Genomic DNA, 26,224 nt, shown 5'->3' on the forward strand with positions numbered 1-26,224 from the left:
TTACCCTTCTTCCACTTTCTGATGGTACGCAGGTTCATTTTTCATATGATCCAAGCGATTTAATAGCTCTTTTTGAACGATCGGAGATGAAACTAGATGCTCCTTGATTGATCGTTTGGCCTTTTCATAGCCTTCACTTTCAAAGTTGTCAAAACATGTATAGGCGTCCGTATAGCTATCGTTCAAAAAAAGTTTTAAATGTTTGTCGTCTTCTGCTTGTTTCATAAAACGTTTATAAACAAGGAAGCGACTTGCAATTTCATTCCAATGCGTCAATTGAAAGTGCTCAGAAATTCTTTGGAATAGCGCAGATTCTACTGTAGCAACACTTTTATAAAAGTGGGCTGCATCTTGAATGGATCGATCATATAGTCTAATTTTATGTTCATTAATCTCTTTGATCGCCGTGGCGAGAGTACGGATCATGTAAATATCTTTCATGTCAGAGAGAAGAGAGTAATAGAGACCGCTGAAATAGTCTCCTGCTAGGATGGTCAACTGACGATTTTTGAACTCGTCTTGTTTGATGGCTGCAGCAGTTGTGACTTCGTCATGGGTATCAAGGGCAATTTGCACAAGCATCGCCGTTAAAATATAATTTTCTTTTTTCTCAGCATCGATTTGAGCTTCATCAAACATTGCATGAAAAAGAAGGAGCTTATCTTCATCGATGAGCGGCGCACGCAAATGCTTCGCCAAATAAGGATGAGAAAGCTTTTTGTTTAATTTTATATTCAGATTAGATAAAATTCCGTAGATGTCTTGCAAAGATATCACCCTTGTCCCAAAAATTACAGTTTCATATGTAGCTCTCTACATTGTATAGAGATTTATTATACCATATCAGGCCTGACTTTCATGCTATCAAGTGCATAGTCGTGCGTTATTTCTTTGCTTCGCTTTGAATTTCACCGAAGCTTGTTTGAATGACAGCATCGCCTCGCACTTTGATGGCTGATGTGTGCTCAGTAAATTGTGCGATAATGACTTCACCTTTATCGAGCTTTTCGGAATGGTGAAATCTTGTATCGGAACCTCTAGTTAAGCCGATCACATTGACACCATTATCAATGGCTTTAATCACCACAAAATCAGATGCTTTATTTTCACTCAATCTGTTCACCTTCCATCTATGGATTAGTCGTTTTTAATAAATGAAAGCACTTCTGCTCTTGCTGCCGCATCATTTGCAAATGTACCGCGTACGGCTGAAGTGACTGTTTTAGCGCCGGGCTTCTTCACTCCGCGCATCGTCATACACATATGCTCTGCTTCAACGACAATCATCACACCATGTGGATTTAAAGTTTCCACCATACTATCTGCAATCGTTGATGTAATGCGCTCCTGAAGCTGCGGGCGCTTTGCCACGGCTTCTACTGCTCTCGCCAGCTTGCTGAGTCCCGTTACTTTTCCGCCGCGTGGAATATAAGCGACATGGGCTTTGCCATAGAATGGCACAAGATGGTGTTCACACATTGAATGAAAAGCAATATCTTTGACAAGAACAAGTTCTTCATGATCTTCACCAAAAATGGTTTTAAAATGTTCTTTTGGATCTTCATTTAATCCCGAGAACACTTCTTCATACATTTTTGCTACTCGTTTTGGGGTATCAAGAAGTCCTTCACGATCTGGATCTTCTCCGATTGCTTTTAATATATCGCGTACCGCGTGTTCGATTAATTCTTTATTTATTTCACTCATGTATTATATCCTCCAAAGGCGATTACATTTCATTCAGATTCTAGCACACTTCAGATCCTAAAAGCAAAGGAGAGCGTTCTAAACAAACCATTTGATTCAAAAGGAAAAGCCCCTTATCAAAGGGGCTTTTCTAGACCAGTGTGAAACTGTATATGTATAACTCCTTCAATAGGATCATTACACATAACGATTATTTACCTGCCACCGCGTCTTTAAGTGCTTTACCTGGTTTGAAAGCAGGTACTTTGCTTGCAGGGATTTCGATCTCTGCACCAGTTTGTGGGTTACGTCCTTTACGAGCTGAACGCTCACGTACTTCAAAGTTACCAAAACCAATAAGTTGGATTTTGTCACCATTTTTAAGTGCATCTAAAATTGTATCAAAAACAGAATCAACTGCTTTTGTCGCGTCTTTTTTAGATAACTCGCTTGCTTCAGCAACCGCGTTAATAAGTTCTGTCTTGTTCATGCCTTTCACCTCCTCCCAAAAATATGCATTCAATAGATTGTTATCATTTCTTCACAATTCATCTTCTTTCTATACACTTTTTTTGAAAAAAAGAGCGTCTAGAAAGCGTCATACATGGCTTTTCATTAGAAAACTTCTCTTTGAAGGAATGTTTGTCCAACAAAGTGAAGATTTTCTGTAAGTAGATTAACACATATGAAATACCATATCAAGCATTTTAAAGGGAAGAATCCTTATTCGTCAAGGATTAAGGGCACTTTTGCGAACGAATATTCCTAATTTCAGCCTGAATCTGACTAATCTTTATACAATTGTCTTTTTATGACTTCACCTGCACGCAAAAAAAGACCCCCATCAATGAGAGGTCTCACATCCTATAGAATAATCGCGATCAGACCGCCTGATCCTTCGTTAATAATTCGTTCAAGCGTTTCCTTTAGTTTATACCTTGCATTTTCCGGCATCAGCGAGAGTTTTGCTTGAATGCCTTCTCTGACAAGCGAGCTGAGTGAGCGTCCAAATATATCGGAATTCCAGATAGAAAGCGGATCATCCTCAAAGTCTTGCATTAAGTATCGGACGAGCTCTTCACTTTGTTTTTCTGTTCCGATAATCGGCGCAAACTCACTTTCTACATCTACCTTAATCATATGAATAGATGGTGCGACTGCTTTTAATCTGACGCCGAATCTTGATCCTTGCCTAATGATTTCCGGCTCATCTAAACTCATATCCGACAAAGCTGGTGCCGCAATTCCATAACCAGTCTGCTTCACCATTTTTAAAGCGTCAGACACTTGATCATACTCCGTTTTCGCATGTGCAAAATCTTGCATGAGCTCAAGAAGGTGATCTTTGCCCCTAATTTCCACACCAACCACTTCTTTTAGGATATGATCATATAGATCATCCGGCGCATACAGATCAATTTCTGCGATCCCTTGACCCATTTCAATGCCTGCTAAGCCCGCTCTTTCGATAAAATCGAATTCACTGAACTGACCTACCACTCGGTCAACATCTCTTAATCTCTTAATATCCTTGACGGTTTCTTTCACTGAATCCTGATAACTCTCTCTTAGCCAATGATCTTCTTTTAGTACCATGACCCAGCTTGGCAGGTTCACATTCACCTCAAGCACTGGGAATTCATATAATGCTTCACGAAGTACACTGAGGACGTCTTGTTCTCTCATACTTTCGACACTCATCGCGAGTACAGGAATATCATATTTTTGACTAAGTTCCTGCCGCAGTGCTTCTGTTTCAGGGTGATAAGGTCTCACAGAGTTGATCACCATAATAAACGGCTTTCCAACTTCTTTGAGTTCGTCAATGACACGTTCTTCTGATTCAATATAGTCATGTCTTGGGATTTCCCCAATGGATCCATCTGTTGTAATCACAACACCAATGGTTGAATGCTCTTGAATGACCTTGCGTGTACCAATTTCCGCTGCTTCATGAAACGGGATTGGCTCTTCATACCACGGCGTATTAATCATTCTCGGACCATTTTCATCTTCATACCCGCGTGCACCAGGCACGGTGTAGCCTACACAATCGACAAGCCTAATGTTGACATCCAGGCCGTCACTCACGTGAATGGATGCCGCTTGATTTGGCACAAATTTTGGCTCTGTGGTCATAATGGTTTTTCCTGCTGCGCTTTGCGGCAATTCATCCTGTGCTCTTGCACGGTCTGCCTCATTATTGATATTCGGGAGCACCACGAGCTCCATAAACTTTTTAATAAACGTAGATTTCCCTGTACGAACAGCTCCAACGACTCCTAAATATATATCGCCTCCTGTTCGTTCAGCGATATCCTTGAAAATATCGACTTTTTCCAAGTGATCCCCTCCCGGACTTGCTATCCTCGTTTTCAAATAAAATACTCTATACTTCAATCAAACGGTGCTTGAAAGGTGTCAGGACAATATATGTGTATGACGTTGTCCTATTTGAATATGACACCTTTTTTGTTTTGAGAGTATGTTTAGCCATAAAAAAACCTTTCTCCTCATTTATATGCAGAGGAGAAAGGTTCATTCTTGTTTATGACGTCTTTTTTTCTAAAAAAGCCGGCTCACCTTTTTTGTTGATCGTATATGGAACAGAAAACGCTGGTACAAACGGGGTTTCCTGCCAATAGACATCTTGAATATTTTCACCTGGTTTCAGCTTTTGTTTCGTATTTTTCAAAATCTGGGCAAAATCACTGCGATAGTCAACATAGATTTCGCCATTTGAGGAAATCAGTAATGGAAGTGATTCACCCGTGACAGGGCTCGTCACTGTAGGCGGTGCTTTTAACCCTAGTTTTTTTTCATTTAACGTATATAAATCTTTGGATACTACTTTGCCATATGGCGGATATGTATGTTCATCTTGATATATTTTGATCCTCAGACGTAATTCACTGATCGTTTGTGTCATTTTGACATCAAGCAGTTTCACCGTTGGGTTTTGTTCGACGTCTGTGAGGACATAGATATATTCGCCCCCGCCTTCAAAAGATGTCGACGGTACATCGTGTAAATATCTTGGTGACAGACGCTTAAAGTCAATGACATACTTCTGATAAATAGGTGTGTCGCCTTCTTTTGTTTCAATCGGTAAAAGGCCATTTGTCGCTTTTTGAAAGTCTTCAATCGCTGTCTGCACACTTTGCAGCTGCTCTTTATATGGCACGCGGTTTTCAGCTTTGCGATTCTCTGGATAGAGGCACCCCGTAAGTAAAATAAGTGTTAACAGCATGACACTGATTTTTGCTTTGATCATCACATTCTTCCTTTTTCTTTATTCATTGACCGGCCCGCTAACTACAACTAAAAACACAATGATACCTGATATGAGCATCAAGCTGTACGCAACAGTCGAAGCTGTTATTTTCAGAAATCGGCTCTTCAGCTTAAACCTACTCAAATAAATGGTTACAACGGCTAAAAACATGAGCCCCATTGAACCAAGCGCAAACCACATCTTGATTAAAGCAAAACTCATCGTGCCTGTCCCCCTTTAATATAAACGAATTGTAAGCGTTTATATTTCATTCTAAACCAAAATTAAGTAAAATATCAATCATTTTTCCAATCATTCAGAAAAAAGTGCATAAAAAAACTGAAGCAAAGAGGGGGACTCTGCTTCAGTCATTAGGTCGACTATTTTTCCTCATTCTGTAGAGGCAAAGCTCTATTCAAACTTCATTGTTATGTTATGCAAGTCTTCCCCTTCTTGCATCCTCTACACGCCTAAGTTCAGTCTTCCAATTACTTTGTTTGGTTTTCGAACATGTTCACAAGGTCTTCCATCTCATGTGTTTTCACACGTGCCATTAAGGATTCTACAGCATCGTCTACCTTTTTCCCTTCAAATAGGACGCCGTAAAGAGCCTCTGTAATCGGCATGCTGACCTTGTATTCTTTGGAGAGCTGATAAGCGCCTTTTGTTGTGCGAACGCCTTCGACAACCATCCCCATTTTTTCAAGCACTTCTTCGAGCTTATATCCTTTACCGAGTAAATTACCGCAGCGCCAGTTACGCGAATGAACACTTGTACATGTGACAATCAAATCTCCAACACCTGTTAATCCGGCGAACGTAAGAGGGTTTCCTCCCATTTTTGTGCCGAGGCGGGCGATTTCAGCAAGACCCCTTGTGATGAGCGCTGCTTTCGCATTATCGCCATATCCGAGTCCGTCTGTGATCCCTGCTGCAAGAGCGATGATGTTTTTCAGCGCCCCGCCAATTTCCACCCCAATCACATCAGGGTTGGTGTACACTCTAAAATTATTGTTCATGAACAAATCTTGAACAAATTGAGCTGCTTCAATATTTTCTGACGAGACAGTAACAGTTGTCGGATGACGCAAGCCAACTTCTTCAGCGTGACTTGGTCCTGACAGGACAACCACTGCTTCCCTTTTCGCTTCTGGGACTTCTTGTTCAATCATTTGAGAAATTCTAAGAAGCGTATCTGGTTCAATTCCTTTACTGACATGAACAAATGGCACCTTTGACGTAATGAACTCATTTGCCTGTTTCAATACTTCTCGAATAGCCTTTGTTGGCACAGCGACAATAATCGCATCTGTCCCTTCTAGTGCCTGTTTCATATCTGTTGTCGCTTGAATAGACGCTGGCAATGCAACATTAGGCAAGTAATCATGATTTTCATGTTTCTCGTTGATTTGATCAATTAATTCTTGTCTATGTCCCCACATGTGTACATCATGATGATTATCAGCTAATACAAGCGCAAGAGCTGTTCCCCAGCTCCCTGCTCCAAGTACTGAAATTTTCTTCATCCTGCTCACCCTTTTTATTTTCTCGCTCTCGCAAATATTTTAATTGGTGTTCCTTCAAAACCAAATGCATCTCGAATTCGGTTTTCTAGGAAACGCTCATAAGAAAAGTGCATAAGTTCTGGATCATTTACAAACACAACAAAGGACGGCGGTTTGATCGCCACTTGTGTTGCATAGTAAATTTTCAGACGCTGTCCGTTATGGGTCGGCGTTGGGTTCATTGCTACGGCATCCATGATAATATCATTTAGAATGTTCGTTTGAACGCGCATCGCATGATTTTCACTAGCGGTAATAATTGTTGGCATTAACGTGTGAATTCTCTTTTTCGTAAGAGCAGACATGAATAAGACAGGTGCATAATCAAGGAATTGAAAATGCTCGCGAATGTTTTGCTCAAATTCCTTCATTGTACGCTCGTCTTTTTCAACAGCATCCCACTTATTCACAATGATCACAACGGCTTTACCCGCTTCGTGTGCGTAGCCGGCAATACGTTTATCCTGTTCAATAATGCCTTCTTCACCATCAAGAACAACAGCGACAACATCCGATCGATCAATGGCTTTCAACGCACGGAGTACACTGTATTTCTCTGTTGTTTCATATACTTTCCCTTTTTTTCTCATACCGGCTGTGTCGACAATGACAAAGTCACGTTGATTGTACGTAAACATTGTATCTACAGCGTCTCTTGTTGTACCAGCGATGTTGCTGACAATGACACGTTCTTCACCGAGCATCGCATTCACCAAAGAGGATTTCCCTACATTTGGGCGGCCGATTAAGCAGAACTGGACCACTTCTTCATCATACTGTGTATCTGGTAAGTTTTTGAAATGCTCTGCGACAGCATCAAGCAGATCACCTAGACCGAGTCCGTGTGTTCCAGAAATCGGATACGGTTCGCCAAATCCAAGTGCATAAAAGTCATACACGTCGCTTCTCATTTCAGGGTTGTCCAATTTATTGACAGCAAGTACGACAGGTTTTTTCGTGCGATATAAAATTTTTGCGACTTCTTCATCCGCAGATGTGACGCCATCTCTTCCATTGACCATAAAGATAATAACATCCGCTTCATCCATTGCGATTTCAGCCTGATGGCGAATTTGCGCCAAAAACGGCTCATCTCCAATATCAATTCCACCAGTATCTATTAAATTAAAGTCATAATTTAACCATTCAGCAGAGCTATAGATTCGATCTCTTGTTACACCAGGTGTGTCTTCTACAATCGATATTCTTTCGCCTGCGATTCGATTAAAAATTGTAGATTTTCCAACGTTGGGCCTTCCAACAATGGCTACGACAGGTTTACCCATAGTACCCTTCCTTTCAATCCAGCCGCGATTCAATATGTTCATCATCATGTTTCAACCGGGATTTATAATTTTCATTCAGTTTTATGAAATAAACCCTTCAAACATGAAGGGTTCAACTTATATATTATATCAATTTTTAATCAGACCACAATGAATAACTTAAAAATGTTTGACGATCAAGTAAAGATCTTCTCCAATGCCGTGTGCAATTCCATCTAAAATGGCCTCTAAATTCATGGCATACATGTCGAGTTCTTCTTTATTTTCACAGAAAAAAACGGCTGTTCCGCCAATGACCCGCTCTTTATTTGTTGTCGCCACAGCCAATATAAATTGTTCAATGGTGTTCGCCATGCCCTATTACCTCACTTTCTTTTTAATGAAATCTGTCGGCATTCTAATGGCATTTTCTAAAATAGGCACCTCTTCTAATACACGGACAGCCAAATCTTCACGCTGCCATTGCGGTAAAATGAATACGCCAAGTGTGCCATTATTCAGATCACGTTTTGCAAGCGGACAAAGCGATGGTTCACCAGAATCTCGGTATACACCAAGCACGTTGGATAAATCAAATAAGATGGCTTGCCGCTGCCCAAGGTTTGCGATGGTTGTGGCCGAGTTAAAATTCTTCGGAGTCAAGATGAACCCCATTCCATGCTCTAAAATCAATTTTTGCTTTTCAGGCAGCCCGATATTCATAATGTAAATATCATTTACGTAAAGTCCTGCGCCGTCAAAACGAAGTTCCCCTTTTTGAATATTCACGATATCCTTTAATTGGCTCCCTGACATTAATAGTTTTGCCATGAAAAAACAAAGAATACCGACCACGGTCCCAACGACGAGCGAAAAGAAAATACAGGCGGTCGTTGTAATAAGGGCAGTAAGAATGGCAATATAATTTCGACTTTCAAAGGCGATCGCAATGCCTTCGATATATGTACTGCCTCGTGAGACAAGCTCATACGAATCCATTTGGGTCAATGTATTTCTTTCCATATTACGCACATCACGAAATTGCGTGGCTGCAAGCGTCAGAAAGGTAATGGCAGTGAATTCTTCCTGGATCAGCGCAGGCATAATAATAGCACCAAGCCCTGATGCGATAAAACCTAGCGCAATGTGAATCACTTGTCCATGAATATATGTGGGATATTGCCGATAATCAGTTCTTAGCATATAAAGCCTAGCCGCCATCCCAAAGATGACACCAATAATCACAGGAAACGTGTAATCCGTCATGTTGATTTTGCAGCCCCTTTTACTGGTTTTCTAGATGAACGGGTGTTCAAGAGTTTTTCAAGCTGACCTACACCTAATAGAAAGACAGCTCCTTGAACAGCCATGGAAAGAAACGAGAGATCTCCTATGACAATGGAAGATGTGAGGCGATGAATCGTAAGCGCATAAAGGGCTTCCCCCAGACATATAGCCATCATCCATAAAGTGATCCGTTCCGTTAACTGATGCCCATATGTTAAACACATCAAGATCAGCAAGGCAAATACAACCCAGTCCACCTTTATTATCGTGAACCAAACTGGATCATATAATGCAAAAATCATAAAAAAGGCATACGCACTGACCATGGAACCTAATTGCATGATTCGCATGATTCGATGAGCAGGTCGAAAGATCACGAATGACATGCAAGCATATAAAAAGGTCATCAAAAATCCTGCATTGATCCTAATGTCTAAAATAGAAACCATGACATGACTGCATATAATATGAATGAGAACACATACGCCCAGCACATTGCGCCACGTGCTTTTCTCCATGATAAATGTCACCATAATCCAAACGAACCATATTGACCAATAATAGTACAATGCCTCCAACCCTCATCACCTCAATTACATTATGGGAAAATCTCCAATTTTTAAACGTATGAGAAGGTGCGGGATTTGCATGAAATAAACAAGAGGTGACACCCTAATAGTTGAGGAGGGATGTATGATGGGTAAGGATAGACAGGAAAAACGCCTTAAGGCGTCAAGAAGAGTTGAGTCTGACCGTGATCAATCCATTCATCACAAAGGGGCAACAACTTTAGAAGGCCCGGAAGACGCTCGCAAAAGAAATCAATAAAAAAAGACATGTGATTACCACATGTCTCAGCGTGCAGGCAAACCCTCGCATTCAGTGTCAGTCCTGCGCATTGGTGCTCACGAATGTCAAATTCGCTCCGCAAAAAGCAGTTGTCTTTCATAGACAAAAAAAGTTTTCTTTCACGCTGAAAAGAAGACAAAGGGCTACATTTCATTTAGTCCTTTGTCTTCTTATTTCTTAAACTATAGTACGTAGTATCCACGCCTCTTTCTTTTAGCCAATGACTTGTTTCCCCTGTAAGCACAATCGGAGCTTGCCTTAGCTCCTCAATTGTTTTCATGCCAAGTACTGTCATCAACATCTTCACATCATCTTGTAGATCAATGATATCAGAGATGAGGCCCTTTTCTCCTCCACTCGTCAGGGATTTTAAGAAAAAGCCGGCTAATCCAACGGCAGACGCACCAAGAGCAATTGATTTTGTCACATCAAGTGCATCTTGAATGCCTCCAGAAGCTAGGACGGTTTGATCTGGAAAGGCTGTATGTACTTCAGCCAGACTCGCTGCAGTTGGAATTCCCCACTGGTCAAAATAGCGAAGTGCTTTTTGACGGCGCAGGTTCTCGATTTTAGAAAAATTCGTTCCCCCAAATCCACCTACATCAACACCAGCAACTCCAGCATCAAATAATTTCTTTGCTGTTTCCTTACTCATCCCAAATCCAACTTCTTTGACGACAACAGGCACCTCAATTGATTCAGCAATGGCTGAGATCCGCTCAACAGCACCTCTGAAATCACAATCTCCTTCAGGCATGACGATCTCTTGAATCACGTTTAAGTGAATTTGGAGCATGTTTGCCCCCAGCATGTCAACGGCATCCCGTGCTTGCTGAATTGTCGCCTCACTGCCCAAATTGGCAAAAACGAGTCCATCTGGATTCACCTTTCGAACCACTTCATACGTACGACGTTCGTCTGCATCTTTCAGTGCAGCCATTTGTGATCCGACTGCTACTGGAATATTGGTTTCCTTCGCTGCGATAGATAAAGAGCGATTAATCTCATAGGTCGATTCTCCGCCTCCACCAGTCATTGCATTGATAAAAATTGGCGAACCGAAAGTCAGTCCGCCAATTGTCGTATGTGTATCAATTTGTGATGTCGCAAGATCTGGTAAACTGGCGTGAACGAAGGAAACATCTTGTAAACCTGTTGCTGCATGCTGGCCAGTCGACAAAGCATGCTCAATATGCTGTTTCTTTCTTTCTGCTCGCGTCAATTTTGATCACCAAATTATTTTAGTTTATTGAGTTTATCACCAATCAGGTCACCAAGCTGGAATCCGCTTGTATTTTCTTCTTTCGCCTGATATTGACGGTAATCCTCTTCGATTTGTTTTTCAGGATTCTCTTCTAATTCACGAATGCTAAGTGAAATGCGCTCTTCATCTTCATTGACATCAAGCACTTTCACTTTCACAGTCTGCCCTTCTTCAAGGACTTCTTGAGGAGTACCGATATGTTTGTGTGAAATTTGGGAAATATGCACAAGTCCTTCTACACCTGGCAGAATTTCAACAAATGCTCCAAAGCTCACAAGACGTTGAACGGTTCCTTCAAGAACATCACCTTGTTTTACCTTTTCACCAATTTGGCTCCAAGGTCCTGGTAATGTTTCTTTAATAGATAGTGAGATACGTTCGTTATCGCGGTCAACAGCAAGAACTTTGACTTTCACTTCCTGTCCTTCTTCAACAACGTCAGATGGCTTTTCGACATGCGCATGGGATAGTTGAGAAATGTGAACTAATCCATCAATGCCGCCAATGTCAACAAATGCACCAAAGTCCGTCAGGCGCTGCACTTTTCCATCAATCACACTGCCTACTGCAAGCTTTTGCAGGAAGTCTTGCTTCTTGTCTAATTGTTCTTGCTCAACGACTGCACGATGCGATAGAATCACGCGGTTTTTTTCGCGGTCAAGCTCTACCACAACAAGCGAGAGTGTTTTTCCTTTGTAGTCAGTGAAGTCTTCTACATAGTGTGCCTCAACAAGAGACGCAGGAATAAATCCGCGAACACCAATGTCGACCACTAGACCACCTTTGACAACGTCTTTTACTTCTGCTTCAAATACTTCTTTTGTTTCAAACTTTTTCTCTAGGTCTTCCCAAGCGCGGTCTGCATCAACAGCACGTTTCGATAAAATCAAAGCATCGTCTTCGACCTTTGTTACTTTAAGCTCTAACTCGTCGCCATCTTTCACGACATCTGATGCTTTTTCAACGTGAAGACTTGATAATTCACTGATTGGGATGATCCCAGGTTGTTTCACATTGACGATATCTACATTGACATGCTTGTCCTCAACTTTAGAAACAATCCCTTTCACTACATCTCCAACCTCTGGTACCTGAACATCGATTTGATTCATTTCCTCTGTCATTTCGATAACCTCCTTGGTCCAAACCTACACAGCTTAGTTAAAACGACTGGGTGAATATGTGTCCTTAGCATGATGATTGCCAGCCGAATATGTATTATAGAAACATTCAAATCAACAGAATTGCTTGAATGATCAATAAAAATAGTATTAGTATAAACTTCTAATAAAAGACCTTGTTTGTCAAGAGATAAACCTCTAACTTATAAAAGTTTTCTAAAATTTCTTACTGTTTTTCTACACGCTCTGCTGCATCTAAAATTTTACCTGCAACCTCTTGAATAGAAAGGGAAGTCGTGTCAATTTCAATGGCATCATCTGCTTTCTTCAGCGGTGATACCTCCCGCTCAGAATCAAGCTTGTCACGTCTTGCAATCTCTTCGATCAGCTGATCGTAATTGACATCATAGCCTTTTTTCTGATTTTCTTCAAAACGACGTTTTGCTCTTTCCTCTACTGACGCAAGCAAGAAAATTTTCACTTCTGCATCTGGAAGAACATGCGTGCCAATGTCTCTTCCATCCATGACGACACCGCCTCGGTTCCCCAGCTCTTGCTGCCTGCGGACCATTTCTTCCCGGACAGCTCTATGCTTTGCAACAACAGAGACTTGATTGCTTACGCGGTCTGTTCTGATGTCTTCTGTGACATCGATCGTGTCTAAATGTACTTTTTGACCTTCGTCAGTTGACACAAGTTCAATGACTGTGTTTTTCAATAACGCATCAAGTGCCTGTTCGTCTTCAAGGTCTACGCCTTGATTGAGTGCTGCAAGTGTAATTGCGCGGTACATCGCACCTGTATCGATATAAATATATGATTTTTTCGCTGCGACAATTTTTGCCACAGTGCTTTTTCCTGCTGCAGCAGGACCGTCAATTGCGATAGATAATTTCTTTTTCATAATACCTCTCCTTGATTGAATCTCCCTTATGAATTGTAACACGATCACCGCTCAAACGGGGGAATTTTCTATCAATCCTTTTGCTTAAATGTCTCAATCCAATCTTCAATGCTCATGTTATTCACACCCTCGTATTGTACGACTTTTGACAAAAATAGTTCTCCTTTCGTCAAGTGAAGGGTGACCTGAACCGCCAAAAGCAAAATGAGCTGAATGAGCACTGCTTTGAATAGCCATCTTTCCATTGTTTTCATACAAAAAGCCTCCAACGCTAGATTCTTCCTCTCTAGTATGGAAGCTTTTGACAACCTTTATTCTTATACTTTTTTCACACGTGTTAGAAGCTGCTGCTGGAAGCAATACTTCATGATGTGTTGCTGGTGGTCGTTTGTGATTTCAGTAAATTCCATGATCGCTCTTGTTTTCCCCGTCTGTTCATCTTGATAAACACGATTCATTTCTGCAATCGCTTTAATTTTCACTGGTTCTTTCAGTGAAAGTTCAAACTCTGTGACGACCTCGCCATATTCTTTTAGTGAGACACCTTCTGGAACAGCAATTGCTACACCGCCAGCACTCATATTGACAATAAATGTGTCGAAGGTTTCTTCACCATTTTGCGTAATGGACGCTTTCACCATCGTATCCACTCGAAGATATTCTCTTCGCTGAAGCCGAATCATTTCTTCTTTTGGCGGAATCGAAACGACAATCATCGGGATATCTTCTTTTCTTTTCCCAATGACTTTGCTTGTACATTTGTATGGAATTTGATTTTCATCGAAAAAGAAGACGGTGATTTCTGTTTCTTGATTTAAATAGATCGTGCGCCCCGTTTCTTTATCAGCTGGATAATTAATGCAAATATCATCGTTATTATTTTCCAAAACTTTCGATTTTGCGGTTTTCACTTCTTTGTTCTCATTGACATACTCAATTGTGATTGCATCCCCTATTTGTAACATTCCTCATCACTCTTTTCATCTGTGAAATCGTATCCTCTCTTATATTAAACCATGTATAAAACAAAAGGAAAAGGCTTATTCGCCTTTTCCTCGCTTCCTTTTCTATAGGTCTTTATATATAGGTTCTGCATTTTTTAGTTTATCTACTCTTTCTTCTTTTCCAGTATCTGCATTAATGAACATTCGGTACGTGTCGTTTTTAATGGTTCCTAAAAACTCATAGCAGAGAACTTCCTCTGACATATCATTTTGAACAAGAGCTACATGTGTATCCTCGATCTTCACATGTTTATTTAAGGTCTTTTCAGCTTCTTTTCGAGAAATCTTTGGTGCTTTTATGTCACGTTTTCTGTGGTTCATTAAATAGTCTTTCGCTGAGAATCCCACAACCTCACCATCATCTAAAGCAACTTTCATTCGAATACTATCTGGATAAAGCAATACGTTATTCTGTAAAGGTACATAGGTAAATACGCCGATATTATCAAATTGCGCACTCTCATCTAAATGAAATGATTCGGTATCGAATCCATGCTTCTTTAAGAAACTTAGTGCTTTTTCTGAGGCATCATTTAAACTGATTTTTTGTTTTTTCACTTCACGGTTCTGAAGAAGATAGACAGGATGGCCGCCTTTTTCAGTCAAGTCTAAATAAAAGTTTGCCCGGTTGTCTGGGTCAGACATTGACAGGCTGTAGACATCACGGTTCGTTTTACTCCCACTTTTTCTCACCTTGAAATCTTTGTTATGGTCAGGCGCAAATTGCTGGGCGATACGGATCGCTTCTTTTTTTGAAATCTTTTGCCCTTTTAAGTGATTGTAGCCTTGCGTTTCTGATTCAGTTGACACATTTGTAGGGCCAAGATCAACATCTGCAAACGCATCAGCATTTCTCTCAACGGTTTTTAATCCGTCAATGATGGTGTTGTCGTTTTTTCGATCTCCATCAGCCAGTGCCATTTCAACATCCATCCATTTTAAATTTTTGTTGAGTACAAGATGCTGCACTTGTCTAAGCTCGTTTTGAATATCTGCCGCTTGATCATATAAAGTGGTAATGGTTTTGTGTGTATCCTTGTTTAATGGTTCATCTGATAAAGATTTAAGTGACGATTTGTAGCTAAAGTCACCGACATTCGCTAGAAACTCTTCTGTTTTGTTAAAAGGCATCAATGTGAGCGGAAGCTGACTGACATTGTTATGCGCTTCTGATGACATTCTCCATACATCTGCCAGTGCTGGAGATATAGATGTTTGGCTATTCATCGCAAGTGTTGCGCCAAGTTTATCGTGCAGCTGATCGACTTGATACGTTAAATCATGGAAGGCTCTTTGATAGTTGTTCTCTGCATGAAGCAGTACTGCATCTTTTTCTTGATGCTCCTTATAGCCCCAGTATCCTGTTGAGATGACAGCAATTCCTAAAATAGCAATCAATATTCCTCTGATCATTTATTTACACCTCTTTTTATTCACAGAAAATATGTTTCCCGATTCGTTTAATTTGTGGCCTTCCCCAAATCCATGGGCTTGTCGCTGTATCAGGATTAAAGTAATAAACGGCGCTTTCAGATGGGTCCCAGCCATTAATGGCATCAAATACTGCCTTTTTAGCGGTTTCGTTTGGCGCCATATAAAATTGTCCATCTGCTACAGCAGTAAACGCAAGCGGTTCAAAAATGACACCAGCGATCGTGTTTGGAAAGGTCGGGTTGTTTAAACGGTTTAAGATGACGGCTGCGATCGCTACCTGTCCTTCATAAGGTTCACCTCTCGCTTCACTATAAACAGCTTGTGAAAGGAGCTGAATGTCATTGCTTGAAAAACCACCTGGCATGTTGGCTGCTGTTTGTTTCGGCGTTTGATTTGCTTGACCATTTCCTGACTGGTTTCCAGACGAGCTGTTTCCTCCGCTTTGACTTTTTTGATTCTCTTTTGCACCTTGTGCTGTCTTTTTTTGCGTGTTTCTTTGCGCAGGAGCCTTTGTTTGCTGATCAAGAGGTTTCCCGCCATAGTGCGTAAACTGATTCCCTTTTTGCAACTGCTGTTGCACAAACTCTTTATAGTATTTCGTCTTTTGAACTAATAGGCTTTTTGTTTTTTCCCCTACGAGTCCATCGACTTTCTTTACACCAAACTGGCTTTGAAAATTGCGCACGGCCCAGTAAGTTCCCCAGCCATACACCCCGTCTATTTTTCCATTGTAAAAACCATTGTATTGGAGCCTTGCCTGGAGCTCGACGACATCTTCTCCTGTAGCTCCCCGCTGAATCACTTGATTTGTGAAAGCTTCACTTTTTTCAGCTGTCATCAATGAAGACGCGAGCAGAACAATTGAGAAGATAAGGACGATTTGTTTCATGAAACGAGCTTTGTCCATATTTGATCCTCCTGTACTTTTGATGTTTGAATATATGTTTCTTCCGATCCCTATTTTTATACATTCATCACAGGAGGGAATTGGATGGAAAAGACAAAAAACGCCCTAAAGACGTATAGGACGTTTTCCAATTTAAATTTGTACCATCTTCACCGCACGGGCTTTTTTGGCTTTCCGCAGACCAAACCACCATAAAAAAATCATGAACGGTAACATAATATATCCCCAATTTTTCATGCCAAGAAGAATGAAATCATATAAGCCATGAAAAAGGATAGGAAGTATTAAAGAGAGAATCAGCCATTTTCGCTGCTCTTTTTTATCAGAGAAGCGAGCTTTACCTATATAAAACCCCATCACCACACCAAATAAAGCGTGGCTTGATACAGGCAGCAAGGCACGTGTAAACGCGTACTCTACCCCATGACCAACTAAGTACAGAATATTTTCAAGTGTCGCAAATCCAAGCGAGACACTTGTTCCATAGACAATCCCGTCATAGTGTTCATCAAACTGTACGTGCGCATAGACACTGACCATTAAAATAAACCACTTTAATGATTCTTCTAAAAAACCCGATGTCACAAATGAAATCACGATAGGATTCGTGGCGATATTTTCCTCTTGGAGGACATACTGAATAAACATGGTTGGAAACACAAGTATGACACCTAGCATAAAAGATCTGATGACCATATGAACCGGCTCATTGTCGTATTGATCTTTCAAATAAAAATAACTTAAAAGTGCGATGCCGGGAGCTAAACCTGCTGAAATGATTGCGATCATAATCAGACCTCTTTCCCTACATTATCCTTTATTATCGTACCACGAATCACCCCTTTTTTATATGACTCGAGCCCATTTTCCCAAAAATAATCTTCTATATAATCCCAATTTACACAAAAAAGAACTGAATCCCTTAGAAGGACCCAGTTCTTTTTTTACCCGTTGATTCTTTTGTTGATTTCTTCTGCAATTAACCCACCATGAAATCTTCCATTTTCAATGAAAATTTCGTTGGCGTTGTTACCAGCTGCAATGACCCCTGCAATGAAAATACCTTCTACATTTGTTTCCATTGTTTGTTCATCAAATGCTGGGCGACCTGATTCTGGATCGATTGTTACACCCATTTTTTCTAAAAATGAGTGATCAGGATGATAACCTGTCATCGCAAACACATAATCACTTTTCACTCGATCCGTTTGGCCCTGCTGGTTTGTAAAGACAATATCCTGTTCTGTGATTTCCTTCACCTCTGCACCGAACTCCATTCGAATGGTTCCATTTCGAACAAGCGCTTCAAACTCTGGTAAAATCCAAGGTTTGATGCTGGATGAATATTCAGTTCCTCTATATAAAACCGTCACCCTGCTTCCGCATTTCACAAGTTCCAGGGCAGCATCAACACTAGAGTTCTTCCCGCCGATCACCGTCACATCTTTATCAAAGTAGGGGTGTCCTTCTTTAAAATAATGATACACATGAGGAAGGTCTTCCCCTTTTACATTCATATAGTTAGGATGATCATAGTAGCCAGTTGCAATCACAACATAGTCACATGTATAGTCGTCTTTTGATGTATTTACCGTAAAACGGCCATCTTTTTTCGTCACAGCGTTTACCTTTTCAAAAGCATTCACACGAAGGCTTTTTCGCCTGACCACCTCTCGGTAATAGGAAAGCGCCTGAATACGAACGGGTTTCCGATTTTCAGTGATAAAAGCGACGTCACCGATCTCAAGCTTTTCACTTGTACTGAAGAAGGTTTGGTGTGTAGGGTAATGATAAATACTGTTGACCACATTGCCCTTTTCAATCACAAGTGCATCAATCCCAATTTGCTTGAATGCAATGGCAGCTGATAGACCGCACGGGCCGCCTCCTATTATGATCGCTTTTTCTTGTTTCATTTGTTCCACTCCTGTCGTTTCACTGCAATAACAATTGCTGGGCTGTTTGATTCTTTGCATGATTCCATAAAAAAATCTCCTATTTAAGGATAGGAGATTTTAAGGCGCGATGCAAATAAGTCGCTTAAATCCAGCCTCTGAATCGAGAAGCTTCAGCCATTTTACGTACACCGACCATATATGCTGCTAGTCGCATATCAATACGGCGGTTTTGCGCCATTTCATAAATATTATTAAATGATTTCACCATCATATCTTCTAAACGAGTTTCTACTTCTTCTTCTGTCCAGTAGAACCCTTGGTTATTCTGAACCCATTCAAAGTAAGAAACAGTCACTCCACCCGCACTTGCAAGTACGTCTGGAACAAGCAGTACACCACGATCTGAAAGAATTTTTGTCCCTTCCAATGTCGTTGGTCCATTTGCTGCTTCTACGACAATTTTGGCTTTAATGTTCGCCGCATTATCTTCTGTAATTTGATTTTCAATGGCTGCAGGTACTAAGATATCACAATCTAGCTCAAGCAGCTCTTGGTTTGTAATTGTATCATTAAATAATTTAGTGACGGTTCCAAAGCTGTCACGTCGGTCAAGCAAGTAGTCAATATCGAGACCATCTTCATCATACAAACCGCCGTAAGCATCTGAAATTCCTACAATTTTCGCTCCGGCATCATACATAAATTTAGCCAAGTAACTTCCTGCATTTCCGAATCCCTGAACGACAACACGAGCCCCATTGATGTCAATTCCTTTTTTCTTCGCCGCTTCTTTTATACAGATCGTTACACCTTTTGCCGTTGCAGTATCACGTCCATGTGAGCCTCCAAGAACAATTGGTTTTCCTGTAATAAATCCTGGCGAGTTAAATTCATCAATTCTAGAATACTCATCCATCATCCATGCCATGATTTGAGAGTTTGTAAACACATCTGGTGCTGGAACATCTTTTGTTGGTCCAACGATTTGACTAATTGCGCGTACATATCCGCGGCTTAGTTTTTCAAGCTCCCTAAATGACATTTCTCTTGGATCACAGATAATACCGCCTTTTCCTCCGCCATAAGGAAGATCCACAATACCACATTTTAAACTCATCCAAATTGAAAGCGCTTTTACTTCTTTTTCAGTAACGTTCGGGTGGAATCGAATTCCGCCTTTTGTTGGACCGACAGCATCATTATGCTGCGCACGATAACCAGTGAAAATTTTCACCGATCCATCATCCATACGTACTGGAATTTTGACCGTTAATAGGCGAATTGGCTCCTTCAGCAATTCATACACTTCTTGCGGATAGCCCAATTTATCAAGCGCTTTATGTATGACGGTTTGAGTTGACTTTAAAACATCTAGCTTATCTTCTGCGTTATGAGCGGCGTTTTGATCGGCTGCCATTAAAATAAACCCCCTAGAAATCTTTCATGATCTACTGCTCCCTTTCAAGCAATAGTATACACCTTCGTACTGGTAAAGCAAAGGTAAAAAGCGTTTTTTATCAAAATAAAATATCAGCGTTTATAAATATAAAAATGGATATAAAAAAATACTGTTGTTTCATCACAACAGTATTAAATATAATAGAAAAAAGTGATTAAAAATACAGTTGAATCGTTTTCACTGCATCTTCCTGCATGATCACTTTTCCGTATTCTTTTAACCGGTGAATGGTTAATGTCGTCGGAGAACCGAACTCCGCTAAAATAGAAATGACTGTATCTGCAGACAGTTCTTCGAAATCATCTAGGCTGAGAAAATATTGACCTTCATAGTGGTAAACTGTACCCCCTAAAAGTCCAATACGACTTAAACTATGGGACAGTTGAATCACATCTTCAAACGAGGCAAATTGATAGAGCACATGCTTGCTCTCGTCGAGCTTGACTTGCATCTCAATGTAATCTTCATCAAACTCATCATCAGCATCTTCCTGCTGACTCTTTGTCACAATGACGACCATCCCCTGCGCCTGAAGAGAAAATACTTCAACAGCAATCGGTCCATTCGCTTCAAAACCGAGCTCCTGATTCGCTTCGTTCATCATGTCTTTAAACAGCTGATGAACTTTGAACGAATCTTTCCAAAGGTCTTCTTTCGTAAGACCTCGGTCTGTCAGATCATCTAGTGTGAGAAAAATTTTGATTTTATTATAATTCAGACGCTCTAGCCGCATAACGTTCCCTCCTGCCTCTTCTAACACACATCATACTGTAGTATATGAGATGATGAGTCATAGGTTCTTAATTTTGTATTCAGTTTACACTGTGTCAAGACGGAAGACAAGCATGAAGCTATGCTTACGGTGACTTTTATGGAAAATATTGATGGGGCATCAACTTAGCGCGTTTTTAGCGGCATTAAATAGATCAGATGGGTTTCTGGTTCTGCTCCAAGACGCATCGGAATCTTTGTTGTTCCGTAACCATTACTAATCAGAAAGAAAGCACCTTTGACTTGGCCTGTTCTTCCTTTTTCATACGGACCAAATTTCCCAATACGAATTTGACCCCCATGGGTATGACCGCTCAAAACAAGATCAATTCCCTCTTCTTCACTCATCAAGTGATGCACATCTGGGTTGTGTGATAAAAGGATATTCACGTCTTCTTTGACAAACTCCGGCCGTATCGCTTCATAATCTGCTTTTTCAAGCCGGATATCATCGATTCCGCCTATTTTAATGGGCTGTCCTTCAAAATTCCACACAGCCGTCTCATTTTGCAATGTCGTCACCTGATAGGTATGGAGGATGTCTTTGAGTTTTTGCTGATGCAGCTCATGGTCGTTATTCCCCCACACAAAATACACCGGGGCAATCCTTGCTAAACGTTTCACATTTTCTTCAACTCTAGCATAAGGGACTCCCTTTTCAGCTAAGTCCCCGCCGATCATAATGACATCAGGCTGCTGCTCTTTTACTTCCGCTAATAAAGTATCACTAATTAGACGGCGATGGGTATCAGAAATAAAGAAAATGACTGCAGGTCGATCTGACTGAAGTCCTTCTATTGTAAAGTAATGCTTTTTGATGTTGTTTTGTTTTGCCGTTTTCACCATTTTCGCTGTTACACACACACCTGTTGTCACAGCCGCTATGGCAGCAGTAAATCCGATGGCATATTTCATTATGAATGACTCCCTTGTATCAGCTTTCTTTTATAGGACGCTTGAATGAAAAAAGACGTTTCAACTGTTTAAACGTCTTTTGCTCATTTATTTACTTTCATAATAGAGGTTGATGTCATATTGCGTCTGCATGAAGTGAAAAACGGCCTCGCGCTCTTTCCACTGATTTGATTGAGGCCATAAATCTGTGCTTTTCTGTATAATTTCACATCTGAGCTTATGATATTCATCCTCAGCCTTTTCTTCTTTTTTCTTATAATAATACGATGCGTAAAAAGCAAACACTTCAGCCATGATCCAAAACAGAAACACCTCATGGCCAAGCAATGTGGCAATCATCGCTTCCGGCTGCAGGGAGCCCCCGCTATTAGCTGTTATCACAAAATAAAACAGAAGAATCGCAAGTGATAAAAGGGCTGTCCATTGCCACCTTTTGCATTGTTTTGCAAATCCCTCGTATTTGCGCTTCCTTTTGATCAATGTTTCAATCATTTTCTGTGTCGGCTGATCCATATAGCGGCTGATTGCGTGCAATGTCATCACATACACCCTTGTCCCTTTTTTCTACATATGTATGTGCTTTTCGATTCATTCATGTCAAATATTAATTTTCTAATGGGATATTCAATACTTGTCCGCTGTACACGCTATTTCCTTTTAAATGATTGTAAGCTCGAATTTTCTCTTCCCCTGATCGGTTTTGATAATACTTCATGGAAATTCGATACAAGTTTTCCTCTGGTCCAACAGTATGCTGCACGACACGACCAGGCTTTTCTTCCTGCTTCTTCTTCTCTTCTGCTTCTTTTCGCTTTTTTTCTTCCTGCTGTTTTTGAAGAGCGAGCTGTTGCTGCTCACGCTTTTTTGCAGCTTCGGCCTTTTCACGCTCAGCCTTCTCTTTAGCGGCTTGTTCTTTTTTCTTTTGCTCTGCTTTTTCTTTTGAACGCTGCTTTTCTTTACCAGCATCTTTCTTTTTCTTCTCATCATCAGACGCATCCGCTTTGTCAGCGCTTGAATCATTTTTTGTGTCAACAAGTGCTGACGGGACTGGATCTGTGTCAGCACTCGATGTTTTATCAATATAAACACCTTGATTGTTGTTATCATTAATTTCCTTTGATGTGTAATAAATCAACAGGAAGAAAACCGTGACGACAATAATAGGAAAGATAATAGCCAGTGTCGTAAACAATGGATTACGCACCTTTTTGGTTCGCTGCTTTTTATATTCATGAAAATCTTCTCGTGTAGGAAAGTGAGAGTCATCTGAAGGATGCACTTTTTCTTCTTCAAGATTTTTCTCTACATCATCATCATGGATGTTTGTCAGCTGCTGCTTTTTTCTCTTCATTCTCGACATTTCTTCCATGTTCATCCCTCCCCCAATATTTAAAACGAATTTGACATGCAAAGACTAGGTCAATGACAAAGTGTGTCATGACAGGAACGAATAAATTCCCTGTCCACTCGTATAAAAGTCCTAAAAAAATACTAATAGAAACCACAAGGATAAACAAGAGTATTTTTGACAAATAGCGAAAGTGAAGAAGTGCAAACACAATGCTTGCAATCTCCAGTCCAAATTGCTGCTGAACGATCCCGCGAAATAAAATTTCTTCTGAAAAGGCAATGAGCAGCGTTAACCAAACAATATGCAGAATGCTGCGGTTTTTGAACATTTTTTCATTTAATCCGCCATCATCATACATATGAGCCGGAAACACCTTCATGACAATAGCGTCGACAATAATCACAAGCAAAGCGCCGCCAATTCCGTAAGTCAGGATACGCATATCTCGGATCTGCCATAAGGCTGTAAAATCAGTCCAATGATCAAACATAAACATCCCTAGTAAAAAAGAGACAATCAGCATGAGCAGCTGTGTGAAATACAACTGTTCTACTACTTGTCGATCGGTTAATTTTTCAATAATACGGCGATGTTGTTCAATCAATGCTGCGCCTCTTTTGTCAGGTGAAACAGACGATCCAGCTCGGTCTTCCAGTGTTTCATTTCATTCAGCTCCAATGGTTGATCTTTTTTTTCGTAATCAGACAGGTCAAGTCCGCATGAAGAGCAGCAGTTCCCAAAGGAAGCGTCCTCCGTTAGATCAAGCTGCTCATCAAAGTATGATAACAGAGATTGCCTAAAGCAGCGATGGCCAGTGATATGCTCTTTAAACTGCCACACTTTTTTTAGCTTTTCTGTTTGTCTATCCTGCAGCTTTTCTTTCAGCTTCTTCATGAGCAAACGGGGCTGTTCAGTTTGGTACATCGTGTAATAATGCGAGAGCATTCGCGCGCGCGTCTCCTGAAGCCCTGCTTCCATCAATTGTTCACGTAATTTCTTTTCATCATTTATCGGCATGTGTGATAATCGGGCTAAGAAAAAATCAATTTCTGGATCATCAAAACCTTCTGCTTGAATCAAATGACTTTGAATATCCGCATCCTCTTCTGTATATAAAAGAACGCTCACACTATTTTTCCCGTCCCGTCCAGCTCTTCCAATTTCCTGCATAAATGCTTCAATTGACTGAGGCGGACTCATATGAATCACAAAGCGTATATTTGCTTTATCAATTCCCATTCCAAAAGCACTTGTACAGCAAATGAGATCAATTTGACCACTGATAAATTGCTGCTGGATCAGCATGCGGTCTCCTGACTCCATTCCACCATGATAAAACTCTACACGTTGATTCGTTTTTTGTTTCACCAAACGTGAAATATCTTCTGTCATTTGCCGGGTCGGACAATAAATCAGCCCAGGCCCTTGAAGGGTTTCCACAAGCTCCAGTGCTCGTTTCTCTTTTGCTTCTTTCGTTTCATGTGCCTCTTTTAATAGTGCAATATTCGGCCGGTTGACTGAATGAATATGAACATCTGGATGCTCTAGCCGCAATGTTTGCACAGTATCTTTTAAGGTTTGTTTCGTTGCAGTTGCCGTTAGTGCTAAGGCGACAGGATTGCCGAGCGCTTCTCTCCATTCTCCAAGCTTGGAGTATTCCGGGCGGAAATCATGTCCCCATTCCGATATACAGTGAGCTTCATCTACAACGAATAGACCCACATGCATCGCTTTGAGCTGCTCTAACAATACCTCTGACATAAGCGCCTCAGGTGCGACAAATAAAAATTTATATGATGGCAAATGCCGAATAATATGTCTTCTTTCTTGAAAAGACAGTGTACTGTTAAGCGCAGCTACTCGCTTTTCACCGCGCATTTTCATGCGTTCCACTTGATCTTCCATGAGTGATAAAAGAGGTGAAATGATCAGCACTAACCCGTCTGTCAAATAGCCCGGAATTTGATAACAAAGTGACTTCCCGCCACCAGTAGGAAGCATGGCAACCGTATCTTTTTGTTGAAGTACACTTCGAATAATGTCCTCCTGACCTGTTTTGAAGGCATCATAACCAAAGTATCGCATCAGCGTCTGATGAAGCTTATCCATTTGCTTTCACCATCCTTGTCAATGCCAATCGTATTTGAAAATAAGTAAATGAATGCTCGAGACTTTCTTTGATCAGCTTCATCTTGTTGGTTTGGAGCTGACCGGCTACCTCATGTATCGCCTTTTGAGCTTCACTGCTGACATATGGTTCGATCGAGAAGCTCGGCTCATGTATCGAGAGCTCCACAATATGATCTTCAATTGTCGCTTTTTTTAATGAACGAATATGAGCAATTTGATCAATACTGAATCCTTTTTGTACAAGCTCAAGCGTTTTATGGGTAGAGGTGGTCAGCACACGTTTGAATTGAAGATCATCTATCATTCGCTGGATGATCGGTGCCTCACCTTTTTGCGCACATTGAATAAAATAATGGAGCACATTCCAAAAAAGCAAGTAAACATACCATACATCTTCTTTCATCCATTCCGCCATTTGCTGGTACGTCCGTCCGATTCTTTCATTGGAAGTCAATGAATACACAAAAAGCAGTGCCTCTTGATCAGTTAAATGAGCAAGAAGTGTTTCAAGCTCATGATGGATATCTTCAGAAAGCTTTTTCTTCTGGTGATATTGCGAGAAGAAGGATTTTGTCCAGTTTTGAACCGATATATCTCTTTGAATCGGCACATAGTGTTGTGACCCCGCTGCATGATGTGAAAGGACCTGCACAAGTAAAGACAGTCTCATCCATAACACCTTTGCTTTATCATGATACTTGGCACCATTAAAATAAACTGGCATCGGTTTTTCAGTGAAACACTGCCTGAGCATACTTATTCCTGCATCTGTGGCGATGAATGTATCCCCTGTCTTTCTGATGAAGTGCTGCTCTTTTAGCCTTTGTACAGAGCGGTTCAACTGATCCCTCGTAAAAGCTGGATAGCAGCCGAAGTAGCTAGAAAGCTGAAACAAACTTGCATCCTGTATCGTTTGTGATGATTTTTTTCCTTTAAAAAGATGGTAGACAGCACTAATGGAGCGTTCGCCGTTCAATTTATGTACGCTGTCCATCAACATGACATCCAAGTAATGAATCGTCATTGACCAAAGCACCTGTCTTCCTGACAAAATTCGAATATTTTCTCCCTTTATTTTAACAGATTTCATTGAAGAAGAAATGTTTAAACTCAATTAATGGGGGAAAGTTATGAACAAAC

At 40.7% G+C, this 26,224-nt stretch carries 30 protein-coding genes; 1 reads left to right on the forward strand and 29 read right to left on the reverse strand.

Annotation, left to right across the window (positions count from 1 at the left end; translation table 11 throughout):
- The 12 genes from ASG46_RS11460 to ASG46_RS11515 all read right to left on the reverse strand — a co-directional run bounded on the left by ASG46_RS11460 (position 1) and on the right by ASG46_RS11515 (position 9,655).
- Positions 1-768: a heptaprenyl diphosphate synthase component 1 gene (locus tag ASG46_RS11460; RefSeq protein ID WP_024718505.1), complete on the reverse strand. Its 768-nt coding sequence runs from the start codon at positions 766-768 to the stop codon at positions 1-3.
- Between the two features lie 115 nt (positions 769-883).
- Complete coding sequence (mtrB, locus tag ASG46_RS11465) at positions 884-1,114, reverse strand: trp RNA-binding attenuation protein MtrB (RefSeq protein ID WP_008344541.1); 231 nt, start codon at positions 1,112-1,114, stop codon at positions 884-886.
- Positions 1,115-1,137: 23 nt separating this feature from the next.
- Positions 1,138-1,707, reverse strand: coding sequence for a GTP cyclohydrolase I FolE (gene folE / locus ASG46_RS11470; protein ID WP_003215789.1), 570 nt, complete (start codon positions 1,705-1,707; stop codon positions 1,138-1,140).
- 190 nt (positions 1,708-1,897) lie between these two features.
- Positions 1,898-2,176 (reverse strand): non-specific DNA-binding protein Hbs, encoded by a 279-nt coding sequence (hbs, locus tag ASG46_RS11475; RefSeq protein WP_003215863.1) that lies wholly within the window; start codon positions 2,174-2,176, stop codon positions 1,898-1,900.
- A 374-nt stretch (positions 2,177-2,550) separates the two neighbouring features.
- On the reverse strand, positions 2,551-4,029 hold the full coding sequence (gene spoIVA / locus ASG46_RS11480; protein WP_008344534.1) for a stage IV sporulation protein A: 1,479 nt from the start codon (positions 4,027-4,029) through the stop codon (positions 2,551-2,553).
- 205 nt (positions 4,030-4,234) lie between these two features.
- The gene (locus ASG46_RS11485) at positions 4,235-4,960 is read right to left on the reverse strand and encodes a hypothetical protein (RefSeq protein WP_007500961.1); all 726 of its coding nucleotides are present in this window, start codon (positions 4,958-4,960) and stop codon (positions 4,235-4,237) included.
- Between the two features lie 18 nt (positions 4,961-4,978).
- Positions 4,979-5,182 (reverse strand): DUF2768 domain-containing protein, encoded by a 204-nt coding sequence (locus ASG46_RS11490; RefSeq protein WP_024718503.1) that lies wholly within the window; start codon positions 5,180-5,182, stop codon positions 4,979-4,981.
- 266 nt (positions 5,183-5,448) lie between these two features.
- Complete coding sequence (locus tag ASG46_RS11495; protein ID WP_039165750.1) at positions 5,449-6,486, reverse strand: NAD(P)H-dependent glycerol-3-phosphate dehydrogenase; 1,038 nt, start codon at positions 6,484-6,486, stop codon at positions 5,449-5,451.
- A 14-nt stretch (positions 6,487-6,500) separates the two neighbouring features.
- Complete coding sequence (gene der, locus ASG46_RS11500; RefSeq protein WP_008344528.1) at positions 6,501-7,811, reverse strand: ribosome biogenesis GTPase Der; 1,311 nt, start codon at positions 7,809-7,811, stop codon at positions 6,501-6,503.
- Positions 7,812-7,970: 159 nt separating this feature from the next.
- On the reverse strand, positions 7,971-8,165 hold the full coding sequence (locus tag ASG46_RS11505) for a capping complex subunit for YIEGIA (protein WP_008344527.1): 195 nt from the start codon (positions 8,163-8,165) through the stop codon (positions 7,971-7,973).
- A gap of 6 nt (positions 8,166-8,171) precedes the next feature.
- A complete protein-coding gene (locus ASG46_RS11510) occupies positions 8,172-9,056 on the reverse strand; it encodes a YIEGIA family protein (RefSeq protein ID WP_007500964.1) in 885 nt (294 codons plus the stop codon).
- Positions 9,053-9,655 carry a YphA family membrane protein gene (locus tag ASG46_RS11515; protein ID WP_419145717.1) on the reverse strand — a complete coding sequence of 201 codons (603 nt, stop codon included), beginning with the start codon at positions 9,653-9,655 and terminating at the stop codon, positions 9,053-9,055. The genes ASG46_RS11510 and ASG46_RS11515 overlap by 4 nt, the downstream gene beginning before the upstream one ends.
- A gap of 118 nt (positions 9,656-9,773) precedes the next feature.
- Here ASG46_RS11515 and ASG46_RS20575 point away from each other — a divergent pair, with 118 nt between their 5' ends.
- Positions 9,774-9,905 (forward strand): YpzI family protein, encoded by a 132-nt coding sequence (locus ASG46_RS20575; protein WP_008344525.1) that lies wholly within the window; start codon positions 9,774-9,776, stop codon positions 9,903-9,905.
- Between the two features lie 175 nt (positions 9,906-10,080).
- Here ASG46_RS20575 and fni read toward each other — a convergent pair whose 3' ends face one another.
- The 17 genes from fni to ASG46_RS11600 all read right to left on the reverse strand — a co-directional run bounded on the left by fni (position 10,081) and on the right by ASG46_RS11600 (position 26,108).
- Positions 10,081-11,148: a type 2 isopentenyl-diphosphate Delta-isomerase gene (gene fni / locus ASG46_RS11520; RefSeq protein WP_056704673.1), complete on the reverse strand. Its 1,068-nt coding sequence runs from the start codon at positions 11,146-11,148 to the stop codon at positions 10,081-10,083.
- A gap of 14 nt (positions 11,149-11,162) precedes the next feature.
- Positions 11,163-12,314 carry a 30S ribosomal protein S1 gene (gene rpsA, locus ASG46_RS11525; protein WP_008344519.1) on the reverse strand — a complete coding sequence of 384 codons (1,152 nt, stop codon included), beginning with the start codon at positions 12,312-12,314 and terminating at the stop codon, positions 11,163-11,165.
- A 223-nt stretch (positions 12,315-12,537) separates the two neighbouring features.
- Complete coding sequence (cmk, locus tag ASG46_RS11530) at positions 12,538-13,215, reverse strand: (d)CMP kinase (RefSeq protein ID WP_017359766.1); 678 nt, start codon at positions 13,213-13,215, stop codon at positions 12,538-12,540.
- A 71-nt stretch (positions 13,216-13,286) separates the two neighbouring features.
- On the reverse strand, positions 13,287-13,469 hold the full coding sequence (locus ASG46_RS11535) for a YpfB family protein (protein ID WP_008344514.1): 183 nt from the start codon (positions 13,467-13,469) through the stop codon (positions 13,287-13,289).
- A gap of 63 nt (positions 13,470-13,532) precedes the next feature.
- Complete coding sequence (locus ASG46_RS11540; RefSeq protein ID WP_007500975.1) at positions 13,533-14,180, reverse strand: flagellar brake protein; 648 nt, start codon at positions 14,178-14,180, stop codon at positions 13,533-13,535.
- A gap of 102 nt (positions 14,181-14,282) precedes the next feature.
- Positions 14,283-15,632, reverse strand: a complete 1,350-nt coding sequence (gene ypeB / locus ASG46_RS11545; RefSeq protein ID WP_008344510.1) for a germination protein YpeB — start codon at positions 15,630-15,632, stop codon at positions 14,283-14,285.
- 16 nt (positions 15,633-15,648) lie between these two features.
- A complete protein-coding gene (sleB, locus tag ASG46_RS11550; RefSeq protein ID WP_035391637.1) occupies positions 15,649-16,560 on the reverse strand; it encodes a spore cortex-lytic enzyme in 912 nt (303 codons plus the stop codon).
- Between the two features lie 132 nt (positions 16,561-16,692).
- Positions 16,693-17,349, reverse strand: a complete 657-nt coding sequence (prsW, locus tag ASG46_RS11555) for a glutamic-type intramembrane protease PrsW (RefSeq protein WP_008344507.1) — start codon at positions 17,347-17,349, stop codon at positions 16,693-16,695.
- Between the two features lie 155 nt (positions 17,350-17,504).
- Positions 17,505-18,476: a YpdA family putative bacillithiol disulfide reductase gene (locus ASG46_RS11560; RefSeq protein WP_024718498.1), complete on the reverse strand. Its 972-nt coding sequence runs from the start codon at positions 18,474-18,476 to the stop codon at positions 17,505-17,507.
- 124 nt (positions 18,477-18,600) lie between these two features.
- Complete coding sequence (locus ASG46_RS11565; RefSeq protein ID WP_007500982.1) at positions 18,601-19,875, reverse strand: Glu/Leu/Phe/Val family dehydrogenase; 1,275 nt, start codon at positions 19,873-19,875, stop codon at positions 18,601-18,603.
- A gap of 196 nt (positions 19,876-20,071) precedes the next feature.
- Positions 20,072-20,650, reverse strand: a complete 579-nt coding sequence (locus ASG46_RS11570) for a genetic competence negative regulator (protein ID WP_007500984.1) — start codon at positions 20,648-20,650, stop codon at positions 20,072-20,074.
- Positions 20,651-20,814: 164 nt separating this feature from the next.
- A complete protein-coding gene (locus ASG46_RS11575; RefSeq protein WP_017367513.1) occupies positions 20,815-21,603 on the reverse strand; it encodes a metallophosphoesterase in 789 nt (262 codons plus the stop codon).
- A gap of 87 nt (positions 21,604-21,690) precedes the next feature.
- Complete coding sequence (locus tag ASG46_RS11580) at positions 21,691-22,143, reverse strand: DUF2663 family protein (RefSeq protein ID WP_007500988.1); 453 nt, start codon at positions 22,141-22,143, stop codon at positions 21,691-21,693.
- Positions 22,144-22,207: 64 nt separating this feature from the next.
- The gene (locus ASG46_RS11585; RefSeq protein ID WP_056704674.1) at positions 22,208-22,972 is read right to left on the reverse strand and encodes a LysM peptidoglycan-binding domain-containing protein; all 765 of its coding nucleotides are present in this window, start codon (positions 22,970-22,972) and stop codon (positions 22,208-22,210) included.
- On the reverse strand, positions 22,917-23,558 hold the full coding sequence (locus ASG46_RS11590; protein WP_017359770.1) for a CPBP family intramembrane glutamic endopeptidase: 642 nt from the start codon (positions 23,556-23,558) through the stop codon (positions 22,917-22,919). Before ASG46_RS11590 ends, ASG46_RS11585 begins: the two co-directional genes overlap by 56 nt.
- Positions 23,555-25,063, reverse strand: a complete 1,509-nt coding sequence (locus ASG46_RS11595) for a RecQ family ATP-dependent DNA helicase (protein WP_056704676.1) — start codon at positions 25,061-25,063, stop codon at positions 23,555-23,557. The genes ASG46_RS11590 and ASG46_RS11595 overlap by 4 nt, the downstream gene beginning before the upstream one ends.
- The gene (locus ASG46_RS11600; RefSeq protein WP_056704678.1) at positions 25,056-26,108 is read right to left on the reverse strand and encodes a helix-turn-helix domain-containing protein; all 1,053 of its coding nucleotides are present in this window, start codon (positions 26,106-26,108) and stop codon (positions 25,056-25,058) included. The genes ASG46_RS11595 and ASG46_RS11600 overlap by 8 nt, the downstream gene beginning before the upstream one ends.
- Positions 26,109-26,224: the final 116 nt, after the last annotated feature.

It is taken from the genome of Bacillus sp. Leaf49 (assembly GCF_001426125.1).
GTDB lineage: Bacteria > Bacillota > Bacilli > Bacillales > Bacillaceae > Bacillus > Bacillus altitudinis.